This is a genomic window from Salmonella sp. 3C (assembly GCF_025426275.1).
Classification (GTDB): Bacteria; Pseudomonadota; Gammaproteobacteria; order Enterobacterales; family Enterobacteriaceae; genus Salmonella; species Salmonella enterica.
The window spans coordinates 4,054,975-4,070,303 of record NZ_CP104858.1 but is presented as its reverse complement, the minus strand read 5'-3'; the positions used below and the strand labels follow the sequence as shown (position 1 = coordinate 4,070,303).

Sequence of the window (15,329 nt, the reverse complement as noted above, 5' to 3'; positions counted from 1 at the left end):
ACACGGTTGCTGCGGTGTAATAAGACAGCGTTAATAAAACAGTAACGCCAATAAAAAGACGAATATTATTTTTGTGACACCTCGTCAGCAAAAGCATCAATAAATGCCCGCTGCTGCGGTGTGAGCGTCCAGTGTTGCGGAACAGACCGAAAAACGGTCGTATCCGGGGTGTTATCATCGTCACCAGATTGAATCGGGGGCGCGACCACGCGCTCGCGTTCCGACATAATGCTCACTTAGCCCCACCAATGCCAGATAACAAGCGCTACCACTACCCAGAACAACGCAGAACCCACAAAAACCGCCAGCCATGCTTTACGTTTGAGCTCAGGGTCGCGGCGCGGTTCCTGGTTTTCAGAAGGCATTACTAACCTCATGCTATCGGTATCACTTATCATTTCAGCACCAAACAATCGGTACAATTAATCATCAGATGAGACAAATCCTAAATAAACTTTAGTCAAAAATCCAGTCAATTTACGAATCGTTGCCAGTGAATAAATCAATCTTTTGACTCAAGATAACTATTTGGAAAAAGAAACTGGCGGGACGGGTAATTCAACACTATTTTGCTGATCATTACCCGTAATACTTCGAGGGATATTGCAAAAGGCGGCTTTGTCTGCCATGCCACTACGACACAAACCGACGGTGATATTACTTTTCAGGCAGCTTTATATCCTGAAACATCGCTTCAATTTCTTCATTAGAACGCAACGCCACCGCCGTATCCACCACATCACGCGTCAGATGTGGCGCAAAACGCTGGATAAAATCATACATATAGCTGCGTAAAAAAGTACTACGGCGAAAACCAATTTTTGTGGTGCTGTGGCTAAAAATATCGTGCGCGTCAATCCGCACTAAATCAGGATCGGCAAGCGGATCGACCGCCATGCTGGCAATGACGCCAACGCCCAGTCCCAACCTGACATACGTTTTAATCACATCCGCATCGGTTGCAGTAAAGACGATCCGCGGCGTTAATCCTGCGCGATTAAAAGCGGTATCCAGTTCGGAACGCCCGGTAAAGCCGAAGGTATACGTCACCAGCGGATACTGCGCCAACGCTTCGATCGTTACGGAAGACGTTGCCGCCAATGGATGATCCGGCGTCACCACTATCGAACGGTTCCAGTGATAGCATGGCAACATCACCAGATCGTCATATAAATGCAGCGCTTCCGTGGCAATCGCGAAATCGGCGTTCCCTTTCGATACCGCTTCCGCAATCTGCGTTGGCGACCCCTGGTGCATATGCAGCGAAACGCGCGGGTAACGCTCGATGAAGCCTTTAATCACGCCTGGCAATGCGTAACGCGCCTGAGTATGGGTAGTGGCAATATAGAGCGAGCCTTTATCCGGCCAGGTGTGCTCGCCGGCGACCGACTTAATGGCATCGACTTTGAAAAGCACCTCACGCGCAATACGAATAATCTCCTGACCTGCGGGCGTCACCTGAGTCAGATGCTTACCACTGCGGGCGAAAATCTGGATGCCAAGCTCATCTTCCAGCATCCTAACCTGCTTGCTGATCCCCGGCTGGGAAGTATACAACCCCTCAGCGGTAGAGGAGACGTTAAGGTTATGATTAACCACTTCAACAATGTAACGAAGCTGCTGCAATTTCATAATACATCATCCAGATTAGCGCCATCAGGCCATCGTTTATCTGCAGACTTAATCGGGCTGCTAATACGATTTAATAATAAAAAAGGTGTTAACTATAACCACTATATCATTTATATCTGAACTGTATAGCCAGCGCGATAAAATAATAAGACCGCTATACCTAAAATAATTCGAGTTGCTTAAAGGCGGCAAGGGAGTGAGTTCCCAGGAGCATAGATAACTATATGACTGGGGTGAGCGACAAATCTGCCGGGAGCAGATTTGAACGTCGCGTGCGACGGCCCGTCAGGGCGAGGCCATAGATGGGCCGAGTAATCCGTAGCCAACACATAAGCCACTTGAAGTATGAAGGGGATATAAAAAAGGGCCGCTTACGCGGCCCGCTTGACTACAGTGGCGACAGGCCGGGGTTATTTCTTACCTTCAACCCACTTGCCGTCGACGAAGAACGCTGACCATCCCGTCGCCTTCCCGTCTTTTTCCGCCGCAACGTACTGCTGTTTTGTTTTGCGGCTAAAGCGAACAACGGTTTTATTACCTTCCGGATCCTGCTGCGGCGCATCCGCCAGATACCGCAGTTTTTCCGGCAGGCGATCGCGGAACCGGTAAAGCTCCTCGACTAATGGCGCGCGCGTTTCGCGTGATTTCGGGAACGTATTGGCCGCCAGGAATATCCCTGCGGCGCCATCGCGCAGCACAAAGTACGCGTCCGATTTTTCACACGGCAGTTCCGGTAATGGAACAGGATCTTCCTTCGGCGGCGCAACTTCGCCGTTACGCAAGATCTTACGGGTATTTTTACATTCGTCGTTAGTACAGGCCATGTACTTACCAAAACGCCCCATTTTAAGGTGCATTTCGGAACCACATTTCTCACACTCAACGATCGGGCCGTCATACCCTTTGATGCGGAACTCGCCTTCTTCAATCTCGTAGCCGTCACAGGTCGGGTTATTACCACACACATGCAATTTACGCTTCGGATCGATCAGATAGCTGTCCATCGCCGTACCGCACTTCTGGCAGCGACGCTTGGCGCGCAGGGCGTTGGTTTCGGCGTCGTCGCCTTCCAGCACGTTCAGAACTTCATTTTCCGGCACCAGGTTAATGGTCGTTTTACAACGCTCTTTCGGCGAAAGCGCATAACCTGAACATCCAAGGAAAACGCCCGTACTGGCAGTACGAATTCCCATTTTACGGCCACAGGTTGGACAGTCGATGCTGGTCAGCACCATCTGGTTAGGACGCATCCCCCCTTCTTCCGGATCTTTCTCGGCTTTATCGAGCTGCTGAGTAAAATCGCTGAAGAAGTTATCCAGTACCGCTTTCCACTCGGCCTGGTGATTCGCAACCTGATCCAGACTATCTTCCATCTGCGCAGTAAAATCGTAGTTCATCAATTCGCGGAAGTTTTCTTCCAGCCGATCGGTGACGATTTCACCCATTTTTTCCGCATAGAAGCGACGGTTTTCAACGCGAACATAGCCGCGATCCTGAATGGTCGAGATAATCGACGCATAGGTAGACGGACGACCAATACCGCGCTTCTCAAGCTCTTTAACCAGAGAAGCCTCGCTGAAACGGGCTGGCGGTTTAGTAAAGTGCTGAGCAGGCGTCAATTCAAGTAGCGTCAGCGCATCGCCCTTATTCACGGCAGGCAATGTGCGATCTTCATCGCCTTTACGCAGCGCCGGCATCACTTTTGTCCAGCCGTCAAAGCGCAAAATACGCCCACGCGCTTTCAGACGGAACTCGCCTGCACCAACGGTAAGCGTAGTGGAGTCATATTGTGCTGGCGTCATCTGACAGGCGACAAACTGACGCCAAATTAGCTGATACAACTTCTGCGCGTCAGCCTCCATGTCTTTCAGCGACTCCGCCATGACCGCAACGTCGGAAGGACGGATCGCTTCGTGCGCTTCCTGAGAGTTTTCTTTGCTGGCGTACTGGTTCGGGTTATCCGGCAGGTATTTCTTGCCGAAATTATCGCCAATATAGCCGCGCACCATGTTGACCGCATCCTGACTCAGGTTGGTGGAGTCTGTACGCATATAGGTGATGTAGCCCGCCTCATACAGACGCTGCGCCATCATCATGGTTTTCTTCACGCCAAAGCCCAGCCGGGTGCTGGCCGCCTGTTGTAGCGTGGAGGTGATAAACGGCGCGCCTGGCTTGCTGCTGGTCGGCTTGTCTTCTCGCTCCAGCACGCTATAGCTGGCTTTTTCCAGCAGGCTCACCGCAGCAAGCGTCTGCTCGCGATTTACCGGCCGGAATGGCTTGTCGTTCTGATGCGTGACCTGTAGCGGTAGCGCCTCGCCAGACGGCGTCGTCGTATTAGCGTCAATTTCCCAGAACTCTTCCGGAACAAACGCTTTAATCTCGCGCTCGCGTTCAACGACCAGACGGACCGCGACAGACTGAACGCGACCTGCCGACAAACCACGGGCGATCTTTTTCCACAGCAGCGGCGAGACCATATAGCCTACCACGCGATCCATAAAGCGGCGCGCTTGCTGGGCGTTGACCCTGTTAATGTTCAGCTCGCCCGGCTGTTCAAACGCCTGGCGAATGGCATTTTTGGTTATTTCGTTAAAGACTACGCGACTGTAGCGCGCGTCATCGCCGCCGATCACTTCCCGCAGGTGCCATGCAATGGCTTCCCCTTCGCGGTCAAGGTCGGTTGCGAGATAGATGTGGTCGGCTTTTTCCGCCAACTGTTTCAGTTCAGAGACGACCTTCTCTTTACCGGGCAGCACTTCATAGTGCGCATCCCAGTTGTGCCACGGGTCAACCCCCATACGGTTGACGAGAGCGCCACGTTCATCCTTTTTGGGCTTTTTAGCCGTTTTGGTGGAGGTAGAGTCGGCGCTCTTTTTAGCTGCTGAGCCACTGGTCGGCAAATCACGGATATGACCCACGCTGGATTTCACCACGTAGTCATTACCCAGATACTTGTTGATCGTTTTGGCTTTTGCCGGGGACTCAACGATGACAAGAGCTTTACCCATATTCACCTTTACCTAAGTTGATTCTTCCAGGAATGCGTCGCACGTTGATTCACCTTCCACTGGCGACGAGACAACGATATATGGTCTCTGCGTCTGCGGATATCAACCCCTTGTACTGGCTTTGTGTACGAAATGTAACCCTCAGGTGACTGAGTTAACAGGCTTTTTTGCACACACGCGCTATAGCACGACGGAATTTTGGTCGAATGTCAAGCAATTCTGTTGCCAGATTGACGAAAGCGTCACACTGTACCTGATAAAATTCGATACGCAACTTTATTAGCATGCAAAAACAAATCTTGCCAGTGAACGCAACATGACAAATCCATCAATTTCCTGTGAGAATATTTGCCCATCAGAAGTGCTCAGCGTAGACTAATCTCCTTGTTTAAGGAGTAAAAAATGCATAAAGAGACGCAACCTATCGATCGCGAAACACTGTTGCTTGAAGCCAACAAAATTATTCGGGAACATGAAGACACGATGGCAGGTATTGTCGCCACCGGCGTAACGCAGAGAAATGGCGTGCTGGTTTTCAGCGGCGATTACTTTTTAGACGAGCAAGGGTTACCGACCCCTAAAAGCACCGCGGTGTTTAACATGTTTAAACACCTGGCGCATGTGCTGTCTGAGAAGTATCACCTGGTTGATTAATCCATGCCGGATGGCGCTGAATGCCATCCGGCAATAGCGGTTTACATCAACGGCTTTTGTCCACGCTGCCACCAGCGCAGCAGCAGCCGATCCGCGCTTTCCGCCGCGCTGCCGGTAACACGATCGATCAGTTTTTTACGCTGCATATAGCGCACATTCAGCACCTCGCGCCCTTCCATCAGGCCGAGGATAACCTCATCGCTGGTGTTAATCTCATCAACCAGTCCCTTCTCCAGCGCCTGCTGACCGTACCAGTGTTCGCCCGTGGCGACCTGTTCAATGTCCAGAGCCGGACGCATCCGCTGCACAAACTCTTTGAACAGATGGTGCGTTTCGTTGAGATCTTCACGAAACTTCTGCCGCCCTTCTTCCGTATTCTCGCCTAACAAAGTCAGGGTACGTTTGTACTGCCCTGCGGTATGCAGTTCAATATCAATGTCTTTACTTTTGAGAAAGCGGTTAAAGTTCGGGATTTGCGCGACAACACCAATTGACCCCACAATAGCGAACGGCGCCGCGATAATTTTTTCCGCCACGCAGGCCATCATGTAGCCTCCGCTTGCCGCGACTTTATCCACCGTCACGGTCAGCGGAATATTTTTATCGCGCAGGCGCTGCAATTGCGATGCCGCCAGGCCATAGCCGTGCACAACGCCACCGGGGCTTTCCAGACGCACAACCGCCCGATCGCCGGGTTTCGCCACTGCCAGCACCGCCGTGACCTCTTCGCGTAACGCATTAACTTCGTGAGCGTCCATACTGCCTTTGAAATCTATCACCCATACGCGCGGTTTGTCCGATGTCGCAATGTCCCCCAGCTTCGCTTTCGCTTTGGCGGCTTTCGCCTCCTGCTTATGCTTTTTTTTCTGCGCTTTATGCCACAGTTTTTGCTGATGGCCATCCATCAACGCCGCAGCAAGGTCATCCTTCATCTCCTGATACTGCTCGCTCAAATTGGTCACGCGCAGCTCGCCGCGCTGACGTTTGCGTTGCGTAGCATTCACGATCAGCAGCACAATGACGGCAATGGCCACCACAACGGTGACGATTTTTGCCAAAAATAAGCCATATTCAGACAACAATTCCACGACTCCCACCTTGATTAAATAACGCGACTTGCGCTCAGTGTACAACAGGCATCGAAGTCAGTCTCTCTTCATCCGTATGCCTGTTGAGGAAGAAAAAGTATGACAAGACGTTCATTTTACGGCGTTATCGCCCCTGTCTGATTGAAAAAAAAGGCGCTTTCAGGCATAAACCCGAAAAGTTAACGCGAAGATAAGACAACCTGGCAGGACGGTGCACCACACCGTTGAGGAGTAGCCATGCATTACCAACCGAAACAAGATCTATTGCAAAACCGCATTATTCTGGTCACTGGCGCCAGCGATGGCATTGGGCGGGAAGCCGCGCTTACGTATGCGCGTTACGGCGCAACGGTGATTCTGCTGGGACGCAACGAAGAGAAACTGCGTCGGGTCGCGCAGCACATTGCTGACGAGCAACATGTTCAACCACAGTGGTTTACGCTCGATCTGCTGACCTGCACCGCTGAAGAGTGCCGGCAAGTGGCCGACCGCATCGCCGCGCACTATCCCCGCCTGGATGGCGTCCTGCACAATGCCGGGTTACTGGGGGAAATCGGTCCAATGAGCGAACAAGATCCGCAGATCTGGCAGGATGTCATGCAGGTAAACGTTAACGCCACCTTTATGCTCACCCAGGCGCTGTTACCGTTATTGCTGAAGTCCGATGCCGGCTCGCTGGTCTTTACGTCATCAAGCGTTGGCCGTCAGGGACGCGCCAACTGGGGCGCCTATGCCACCTCGAAGTTTGCTACTGAAGGAATGATGCAGGTGCTGGCGGACGAATACCAGAATCGTTCTCTGCGTGTTAACTGCATTAACCCGGGCGGCACGCGCACCAGTATGCGCGCCAGCGCCTTTCCGACGGAAGATCCACAGAAATTAAAAACGCCTGCCGATATTATGCCGCTTTACCTGTGGCTTATGGGCGACGACAGTCGCCGTAAAACCGGTATGACCTTTGACGCCCAACCGGGCCGTAAACCAGGAATCGCCCAATGAGTGATGAACGTTATCAGCAGCGCCAGCAGAAGGTAAAAGATCGGGTTGACGCCCGTGTCGCCCAGGCACAGGAAGAGCGCGGTATTATTATCGTGTTTACTGGCAATGGTAAGGGCAAAACCACGGCGGCTTTCGGAACTGCCGCCCGCGCCGTAGGACACGGTAAAAACGTAGGCGTGGTGCAATTTATTAAAGGCACCTGGCCCAACGGCGAGCGTAATCTGCTGGAACCGCATGGCGTCGAATTTCAGGTGATGGCAACGGGATTTACCTGGGAGACGCAAAATCGCGAGGCAGACACCGCAGCATGTATGGCCGTTTGGCAGCATGGGAAACGGATGCTGGCCGATCCGCTGCTTGATATGGTGGTCCTGGATGAGCTGACCTATATGGTGGCGTATGACTATTTGCCGCTGGAAGAGGTCATAAGCGCGCTAAACGCGCGCCCTGGTCACCAGACGGTGATTATTACAGGTCGCGGCTGTCACCGGGATATTCTTGATCTTGCGGATACCGTCAGCGAACTGCGTCCGGTTAAACATGCTTTTGACGCGGGCGTAAAAGCCCAGATGGGAATTGATTATTAACCGTAGGCCGGATTAAGGCGTTTGCGCCGCCATCCGGCACAAACCCTCTTGTCTGATGATTCTCGGCCTATAGACCGCGGTAGAGATTACCCGTTGTTATTACGCCCACCGGAGCGGCGTCCGCCAGCGATCTGGCTGTGGCGTTTTACCGCCCGACGGATCTGGTTCGCTTTCATACGACGGCGGTCTTTTTCGACGGCAACCTTCGACGAGGTTTCCGGCGGGAGCTCTACCAGACCACGCAGATAGTTCGTTTGCGCGAGGTCGAGCTCAGTCCAGCCGCCGCGCGGCAGGCCTTTCGGCAGCGGGATATCGCCGTAACGAACGCGGATCAGACGGCTGACCTGAACGCCTACCGCTTCCCACAGTCGGCGAACTTCGCGGTTGCGCCCTTCCGTCAGCGTCACGTTGTACCACTGGTTAATGCCTTCGCCGCCGCTGAATTTAATGGTCTTAAATGCCGCCGGACCATCTTCCAACTGTACGCCACGGCTTAAATCACGCAGTTTCGATTCATCCACCTGACCGAACACGCGCACGGCATATTCACGTTCAACTTCACGACTAGGGTGCATCAGGCGGTTCGCCAGTTCACCGTCGGTGGTAAACAACAATAGCCCGCAGGTGTTGACATCCAGACGTCCTACCGCAATCCACCGCGCGCCGCGCAATTTCGGTAAGCGATCAAAAACGGTTGGCCGCCCTTCAGGGTCATTGCGGGTACACAGTTCACCTTCTGGTTTGTAATAGGCCAGAACGCGGCAAATTTGTTCCGCCGACTCTTTCACCGAAATCAGGTGACCGTCGATACGGATTTTCAAACCGGGAGTGACTTCAACACGATCGCCAAGCGTGGCGATTTTACCGTCAACGCTGACACGTCCCGCTTCAATAATGGATTCGATTTCACGGCGAGAGCCGTGGCCAGCGCGCGCCAGCACTTTTTGTAACTTTTCGCTCATAGAGCTTCCTTCAGGTGTCGCCTTCACAGGCGTCGAACAGGAGAATGAACGGCGCGTTGCCGCGCCATTTTAAGGCCGCGTAGTATACAGGCTTACGCCCTTATAAGAAAGGTGTAACGTCGCCGACGCCTTCGCGCAGCACCACCGGGGAGTCATTGGTCAAATCGATTACCGTGGTAGGCTGTTGACCGAGGTAACCACCGTGGATGATCAGATCCACCTGCTTCTCCAGCCGATCTTTAATCTCCTCCGGGTCCGACTCGGTAAAATCGCTGCCAGGCAGCATCAACGACGTCGAGAGCATCGGTTCGCCCAGCGTATCCAATAACGCCAGCGCAATCGGGTTTGACGGTACGCGCAGGCCGATAGTTTTACGCTTTTCCTGCAACAGACGGCGCGGCACCTCTTTTGTCCCCTTCAGGATAAAGGTGTAATTACCCGGCGTATTGTTTTTCATCAGACGAAATGCCACGTTGTCGACGTAGGAGTAGGTCGACAACTCGGACAAATCGCGGCACATCAGCGTGAAGTTGTGGCCGTCCGGCAGATGACGGATGCGGCAAATGCGCTCCATTGCGCCTTTGTCTTCAATTTTACAACCAAGGGCATAGCCGGAATCGGTTGGATAAACAATAACACCGCCTTTACGCACAATGTCGACGGCCTGATTAATCAGCCGTTGCTGTGGGTTATCCGGATGGATATAAAAAAACTGGCTCATACTTCCCTCACTGTGATATTTGCGGCTGTTCCCATGCCTGCCATACGCCTTCAACGCCAGCGGGCAGCCAGAGTTTACGCCCCAACTCAATCCACGGGCAGGGCTGATGGAAATCAGATCCAAGCGATGCCCATAAATGATGCTGACACGCAAGCGTCGCCAGTTGGGTGCGTTCATTGGGTGATTGTTGGCACTGCGCCACTTCCATCGCGTCGCCGTGATGGTCGGCAAAATGCGCCACTAATCTTTTCAGCCACTTAGCGCTAAGGTCGTAGCGTCCCGGGTGGGCCAACACCGCCTTACCGCCAGAATGATGAATGACATCAATAGCTTGTTCTATTGTACACCACTGCGGCGGAACGTAACCGGTTTTCCCACGCGCGAGATATTTTTTAAAAACATCCGCCATGGTCGCGGCTTTGCCGCACTCCACCAGAAAGCGGGCGAAGTGGCCGCGCGTCACCGCGCCGCCATTGGCCAGTCTCAATGCCCCTTCCCACGCGCCGGGAATATGGGCTTTTTCCAGACGCTCCGCAATGAGCCGACCACGCGCCTGACGCCGCTGTGTCTGCTGCGCCAGAAAATCGCGCATTGCCGGATGCGCAATATCAATATTCAGACCCACAATGTGAATCTCATGATTCTCCCAGACCGTTGAAATCTCCACGCCGGGAATAAGATTCAGGGCCAGCCCGGAACGTGAAATTTCTTCTCTTGCCGCAGGAATCGCGGCTGTGGTGTCATGATCGGTAATCGCCAGCGTGCCGACTCGCATCTCTACCGCACGGTGTACTAATGTTTCTGGCGTCAACAGTCCATCGGACGCCGTGGTATGACTGTGCAGATCGTAAATCACTGCGTAATTCGTGTCGCTCAAGGCGGCTCCCATAGAGATAAAGTTATGTCATGTACATCATAACGGTTCCGGCAAATATACTGAAATAGGTGTTGACATTATTCCATCGAACTAGTTAACTAGTACGAAAGTTCACATGAAGAGGGTATCTAAAATGGCAGCGACATTTGCATTACACGGTTGGTGGCGCACTTCCTGATAGCGGGCGGTGTATGAACAGCTGTAATCAGCCAAACGATACCCGGCCCGCCTGTTAAGCGGGCTTTTTTTTGAACAAAATAATGAGAATAACCATGCAAACACCAAAACCCACGCTCGAACTGTTGACCTGCGATGCCGCCTATCGGGAAAACCCAACGGCGCTTTTTCACCAGGTCTGCGGCGATCGCCCGGCAACGCTGCTGCTGGAATCCGCGGATATCGACAGTAAAGATGATTTAAAAAGCCTGCTGCTGGTAGATAGCGCGCTGCGCATTACCGCTTTAGGTGACACTGTCACCATTCAGGCGTTATCTGATAATGGCGCCTCGTTATTGCCGCTACTGGATACCGCCCTGCCCGCTGGCGTGGAGAACGAAGTCCTGCCTGCCGGTCGCGTTCTACGCTTCCCGCCCGTCAGCCCATTATTAGATGAAGACGCCCGTTTATGCTCTCTGTCGGTATTTGATGCGTTCCGTCTGTTACAGGGAGTGGTGAACATACCGACGCAAGAGCGGGAGGCTATGTTTTTCGGCGGTCTGTTTGCCTACGACCTGGTCGCTGGCTTTGAAGCGCTGCCACACCTTGAGGCTGGCAATAACTGCCCGGACTACTGCTTTTATTTAGCGGAAACGCTGATGGTCATAGATCATCAGAAAAAAAGCACCCGTATTCAGGCCAGTCTGTTCACCGCAAGCGACCGGGAAAAACAGCGCCTGAACGCCCGCCTGGCTTACCTTAGCCAACAGTTAACCCAGCCTGCGCCGCCGTTGCCGGTCACGCCGGTGCCGGACATGCGCTGCGAATGCAATCAGAGCGATGACGCGTTCGGCGCGGTGGTACGCCAGTTGCAAAAAGCCATCCGCGCGGGGGAGATATTTCAGGTGGTGCCGTCGCGCCGCTTTTCACTGCCCTGCCCGTCGCCGTTGGCTGCCTACTACGTGCTGAAAAAGAGCAACCCCAGCCCGTATATGTTCTTTATGCAGGATAATGATTTCACGCTTTTCGGCGCGTCGCCGGAAAGCTCGCTGAAATATGACGCCGCCAGTCGTCAGATTGAGATTTACCCCATCGCGGGTACCCGTCCACGCGGTCGCCGCGCCGATGGTACGCTGGACAGAGATCTCGACAGCCGTATTGAGCTGGACATGCGTACCGACCATAAAGAGCTTTCCGAACATCTGATGCTGGTCGATCTGGCGCGCAATGACCTGGCGCGCATCTGTACGCCGGGCAGTCGCTACGTTGCCGATCTGACCAAAGTTGACCGCTATTCGTACGTGATGCATCTGGTTTCCCGGGTAGTGGGCGAACTGCGTCACGATCTCGACGCGCTGCACGCCTATCGCGCCTGCATGAACATGGGCACCCTGAGCGGCGCGCCGAAAGTACGCGCCATGCAGTTGATTGCCGATGCGGAAGGACAGCGCCGCGGCAGCTATGGCGGCGCGGTCGGTTACTTCACCGCCCACGGCGATCTGGACACCTGTATTGTTATCCGCTCCGCGCTGGTGGAGAACGGTATCGCCACCGTACAGGCGGGCGCCGGAATCGTGCTGGACTCTGTTCCGCAGTCTGAAGCCGATGAAACCCGTAATAAAGCGCGCGCCGTATTGCGTGCTATCGCCACCGCGCATCATGCACAGGAGACCTTCTGATGGCTGATATTCTGCTGCTCGATAACATCGACTCGTTTACCTGGAACCTGGCAGATCAGCTACGGACCAACGGTCATAACGTGGTGATTTACCGTAACCATATTCCGGCGCAGACGCTTATCGATCGCCTGGCAACAATGAAAAATCCGGTGCTAATGCTCTCCCCCGGTCCGGGCGTTCCCAGCGAGGCAGGCTGTATGCCGGAGCTGCTGACCCGACTACGCGGCAAGTTACCGATCATCGGCATTTGTCTGGGGCATCAGGCGATTGTCGAAGCTTACGGCGGTTATGTCGGTCAGGCGGGAGAAATCCTGCATGGCAAAGCCTCCAGCATTGAGCATGACGGTCAGGCGATGTTCGCCGGGCTGGCGAATCCGCTACCGGTCGCGCGTTATCATTCGCTGGTCGGCAGTAATGTTCCTGCCGGGCTAACCATTAACGCCCATTTCAACGGCATGGTGATGGCGGTACGTCATGATGCGGATCGCGTTTGCGGTTTTCAATTTCATCCTGAGTCCATCCTGACGACACAGGGTGCGCGTCTACTGGAGCAAACATTAGCCTGGGCGCAGCAAAAGCTGGAACCGACCAACACCCTACAGCCAATTCTGGAGAAACTCTATCAGGCGCAAACTCTGACGCAACAAGAGAGCCATCAGTTGTTTTCGGCGGTCGTCCGCGGCGAACTTAAACCTGAACAGCTCGCCGCCGCGCTGGTGAGCATGAAAATTCGCGGCGAGCATCCCAATGAAATTGCCGGCGCCGCCACTGCGTTGCTGGAAAATGCCGCCCCGTTCCCGCGCCCGGACTACCTGTTTGCGGATATCGTTGGTACCGGCGGCGATGGCAGTAACAGTATCAATATCTCTACCGCCAGCGCCTTTGTCGCAGCGGCCTGTGGACTGAAAGTGGCGAAACACGGCAACCGTAGCGTGTCCAGCAAATCGGGGTCATCCGATCTGCTGGCGGCGTTCGGTATTAATCTGGATATGAACGCCGATAAATCACGTCAGGCGTTAGATGAACTGGGCGTCTGTTTCCTGTTCGCGCCGAAATATCACGCCGGATTCCGTCACGCGATGCCGGTTCGCCAACAGTTAAAAACGCGAACCCTGTTCAACGTACTCGGCCCGCTGATCAACCCGGCGCATCCGCCGCTGGCATTGATTGGCGTCTATAGCCCGGAACTGGTGCTGCCGATTGCGGAAACCTTACGGGTACTGGGCTATCAGCGCGCGGCGGTGGTACATAGCGGCGGCATGGATGAGGTTTCGCTCCATGCGCCGACGATTGTCGCGGAGCTGCATGACGGCGAAATTAAAAGCTATCAACTTACGGCGGAGGATTTTGGCCTGACGCCTTACCATCAGGATCAGTTGGCTGGCGGCACGCCGGAAGAAAACCGTGACATTCTGACGCGGTTATTACAAGGTAAAGGCGATGCCGCGCATGAGGCCGCCGTCGCCGCCAACGTGGCGATGCTGATGCGTCTGCATGGTCAGGAAGATCTCAAAGCCAACGCGCAAACCGTGCTTGATGTTCTGCGCAACGGCACCGCATATGACAGAGTCACCGCACTGGCGGCAAGAGGGTAAATAATGCAAACCGTTTTAGCGAAAATCGTCGCAGACAAGGCGATTTGGGTAGAAGCCCGCAAACAGCAACAGCCGCTGGCCAGCTTTCAAAATGAGATCCAGCCAAGTACACGCCATTTTTATGATGCGCTCCAGGGCGCGCGTACCGCCTTTATTCTGGAGTGTAAGAAAGCATCGCCATCAAAAGGCGTGATTCGCGATGATTTCGATCCGGCGCGTATTGCCAATATTTATCAACATTACGCCTCGGCAATCTCGGTGCTCACCGACGAAAAATATTTTCAGGGTAGCTTCGATTTTCTGCCGGTCGTTAGCCAAAGCGCACCGCAGCCGATTCTGTGTAAGGATTTTATTATCGATCCCTATCAGATCTACCTTGCCCGTTACTATCAGGCCGATGCCTGTTTACTGATGCTCTCGGTTCTGGATGACGAACAGTATCGCCAACTCTCCGCCGTCGCGCACAGTCTGAAAATGGGCGTGCTCACGGAAGTCAGTAATGACGAAGAACGGGAGCGCGCGATAGCGTTAGGCGCAAAAGTGGTAGGTATCAACAATCGCGATCTGCGCGATCTGTCGATTGATTTGAATCGCACCCGCCAGCTGGCGCCAAAACTGGGCCACGGCGTGACTGTCATCAGCGAGTCCGGGATTAACACCTATGGTCAGGTACGCGAACTGAGCCACTTCGCCAACGGTTTTTTAATTGGCTCGGCGTTAATGGCGCATGACGATCTTAACGCCGCCGTCCGTCGCGTGCTGCTTGGCGAAAATAAAGTCTGCGGCCTGACCCGCGCCCAGGACGCTAAAGCGGCCTGTGACGCTGGCGCAATATATGGCGGGTTGATTTTTGTGCCCTCATCTCCACGCGCGGTGAGCGTTGAGCAGGCGCGAGAAGTGATAAGCGGCGCGCCATTGCAGTATGTCGGCGTTTTCCAGAACGCTGATATCGCCGATGTTTGCCAGAAAGCCGCCGTCCTGTCGCTTTCTGCCGTACAGCTACATGGCAGCGAAGACCAGGCGTATGTCAACGCGCTGCGCGAGGCGTTGCCGCGCAATGTGCAAATCTGGAAGGCGCTGAGCGTTAGCAATGCCCTTCCCGCACGCGATTATCACCATGTCGATAAATACATTTTCGACAATGGGCAAGGCGGCAGCGGGCAGCGCTTCGACTGGTCACTGCTACAGGGGCAACCGCTGGATGATGTGTTACTGGCGGGCGGGCTGGCGGCCGATAACTGCGTCCAGGCGGCGCAAGTCGGCTGTGCCGGTCTCGATTTTAATTCAGGTGTGGAGTCACAGCCGGGCATCAAAGATGCTCGTCTTCTGGCCTCGGTTTTTCAGACACTGCGCGCATATTAAGGAAAAAAC

Annotated in this window: 15 protein-coding genes and 1 other annotated feature; of the genes, 7 read left to right on the top strand and 8 right to left on the bottom strand. The window is 54.0% G+C overall.

Features of this window, described 5'->3' with window-relative positions; translation table 11 throughout:
• Positions 1-65 precede the first annotated feature (65 nt).
• The 4 genes from N7E69_RS19650 to topA form a co-directional block, all read right to left on the bottom strand.
• On the bottom strand, positions 66-236 hold the full coding sequence (locus N7E69_RS19650; protein WP_000026198.1) for a hypothetical protein: 171 nt from the start codon (positions 234-236) through the stop codon (positions 66-68).
• Positions 237-377: a YmiA family putative membrane protein gene (locus tag N7E69_RS19645; RefSeq protein ID WP_213083417.1), complete on the bottom strand. Its 141-nt coding sequence runs from the start codon at positions 375-377 to the stop codon at positions 237-239.
• 280 nt (positions 378-657) lie between these two features.
• Positions 658-1,632: an HTH-type transcriptional regulator CysB gene (cysB, locus tag N7E69_RS19640; RefSeq protein WP_000776225.1), complete on the bottom strand. Its 975-nt coding sequence runs from the start codon at positions 1,630-1,632 to the stop codon at positions 658-660.
• A 410-nt stretch (positions 1,633-2,042) separates the two neighbouring features.
• Positions 2,043-4,640: a type I DNA topoisomerase gene (topA, locus tag N7E69_RS19635; RefSeq protein WP_000513597.1), complete on the bottom strand. Its 2,598-nt coding sequence runs from the start codon at positions 4,638-4,640 to the stop codon at positions 2,043-2,045.
• 402 nt (positions 4,641-5,042) lie between these two features.
• On the opposite strand from topA, the gene N7E69_RS19630 reads away from it, so the two are divergent.
• A complete protein-coding gene (locus N7E69_RS19630) occupies positions 5,043-5,294 on the top strand; it encodes a YciN family protein (protein WP_000548616.1) in 252 nt (83 codons plus the stop codon).
• Positions 5,295-5,335: 41 nt separating this feature from the next.
• On the opposite strand, the gene sohB is transcribed toward N7E69_RS19630, so the two are convergent.
• Positions 5,336-6,382: a protease SohB gene (gene sohB, locus N7E69_RS19625; protein WP_000422082.1), complete on the bottom strand. Its 1,047-nt coding sequence runs from the start codon at positions 6,380-6,382 to the stop codon at positions 5,336-5,338.
• 237 nt (positions 6,383-6,619) lie between these two features.
• Here sohB and N7E69_RS19620 point away from each other — a divergent pair, with 237 nt between their 5' ends.
• Together N7E69_RS19620 and cobO are read left to right on the top strand one after the other, a co-directional pair.
• Positions 6,620-7,381 carry a YciK family oxidoreductase gene (locus N7E69_RS19620; protein WP_000559310.1) on the top strand — a complete coding sequence of 254 codons (762 nt, stop codon included), beginning with the start codon at positions 6,620-6,622 and terminating at the stop codon, positions 7,379-7,381.
• Positions 7,378-7,968 carry a cob(I)yrinic acid a,c-diamide adenosyltransferase gene (gene cobO, locus N7E69_RS19615; protein WP_001278856.1) on the top strand — a complete coding sequence of 197 codons (591 nt, stop codon included), beginning with the start codon at positions 7,378-7,380 and terminating at the stop codon, positions 7,966-7,968. The genes N7E69_RS19620 and cobO overlap by 4 nt, the downstream gene beginning before the upstream one ends.
• 86 nt (positions 7,969-8,054) lie before the next feature.
• Here the strand turns inward: cobO and rluB are convergent, their stop codons facing one another.
• The 3 genes from rluB to rnm form a co-directional block, all read right to left on the bottom strand.
• Entirely contained in the window at positions 8,055-8,930 is an 876-nt protein-coding gene (gene rluB, locus N7E69_RS19610) for a 23S rRNA pseudouridine(2605) synthase RluB (RefSeq protein ID WP_001291233.1), read from the bottom strand.
• Positions 8,931-9,030: 100 nt separating this feature from the next.
• Positions 9,031-9,651: an L-threonylcarbamoyladenylate synthase gene (locus tag N7E69_RS19605; protein ID WP_000077250.1), complete on the bottom strand. Its 621-nt coding sequence runs from the start codon at positions 9,649-9,651 to the stop codon at positions 9,031-9,033.
• Between the two features lie 7 nt (positions 9,652-9,658).
• Positions 9,659-10,540 (bottom strand): RNase RNM, encoded by an 882-nt coding sequence (gene rnm / locus N7E69_RS19600; protein ID WP_000500446.1) that lies wholly within the window; start codon positions 10,538-10,540, stop codon positions 9,659-9,661.
• 121 nt (positions 10,541-10,661) lie between these two features.
• Between rnm and trpL the strand changes: the two genes are divergently transcribed.
• From trpL to trpCF, 4 genes are all read left to right on the top strand, one after another.
• Positions 10,662-10,706 carry a trp operon leader peptide gene (gene trpL, locus N7E69_RS19595; protein ID WP_010989026.1) on the top strand — a complete coding sequence of 15 codons (45 nt, stop codon included), beginning with the start codon at positions 10,662-10,664 and terminating at the stop codon, positions 10,704-10,706.
• Positions 10,683-10,778: a sequence feature (Trp leader region), on the top strand. (Overlaps the previous gene by 24 nt.)
• A gap of 22 nt (positions 10,779-10,800) precedes the next feature.
• Positions 10,801-12,363: an anthranilate synthase component 1 gene (locus N7E69_RS19590; protein ID WP_001194386.1), complete on the top strand. Its 1,563-nt coding sequence runs from the start codon at positions 10,801-10,803 to the stop codon at positions 12,361-12,363.
• Entirely contained in the window at positions 12,363-13,958 is a 1,596-nt protein-coding gene (gene trpD, locus N7E69_RS19585) for a bifunctional anthranilate synthase glutamate amidotransferase component TrpG/anthranilate phosphoribosyltransferase TrpD (RefSeq protein WP_000763488.1), read from the top strand. Before N7E69_RS19590 ends, trpD begins: the two co-directional genes overlap by 1 nt.
• A gap of 3 nt (positions 13,959-13,961) precedes the next feature.
• Complete coding sequence (trpCF, locus tag N7E69_RS19580) at positions 13,962-15,320, top strand: bifunctional indole-3-glycerol-phosphate synthase TrpC/phosphoribosylanthranilate isomerase TrpF (RefSeq protein ID WP_001195280.1); 1,359 nt, start codon at positions 13,962-13,964, stop codon at positions 15,318-15,320.
• The last annotated feature ends 9 nt before the right edge of the window (positions 15,321-15,329 follow it).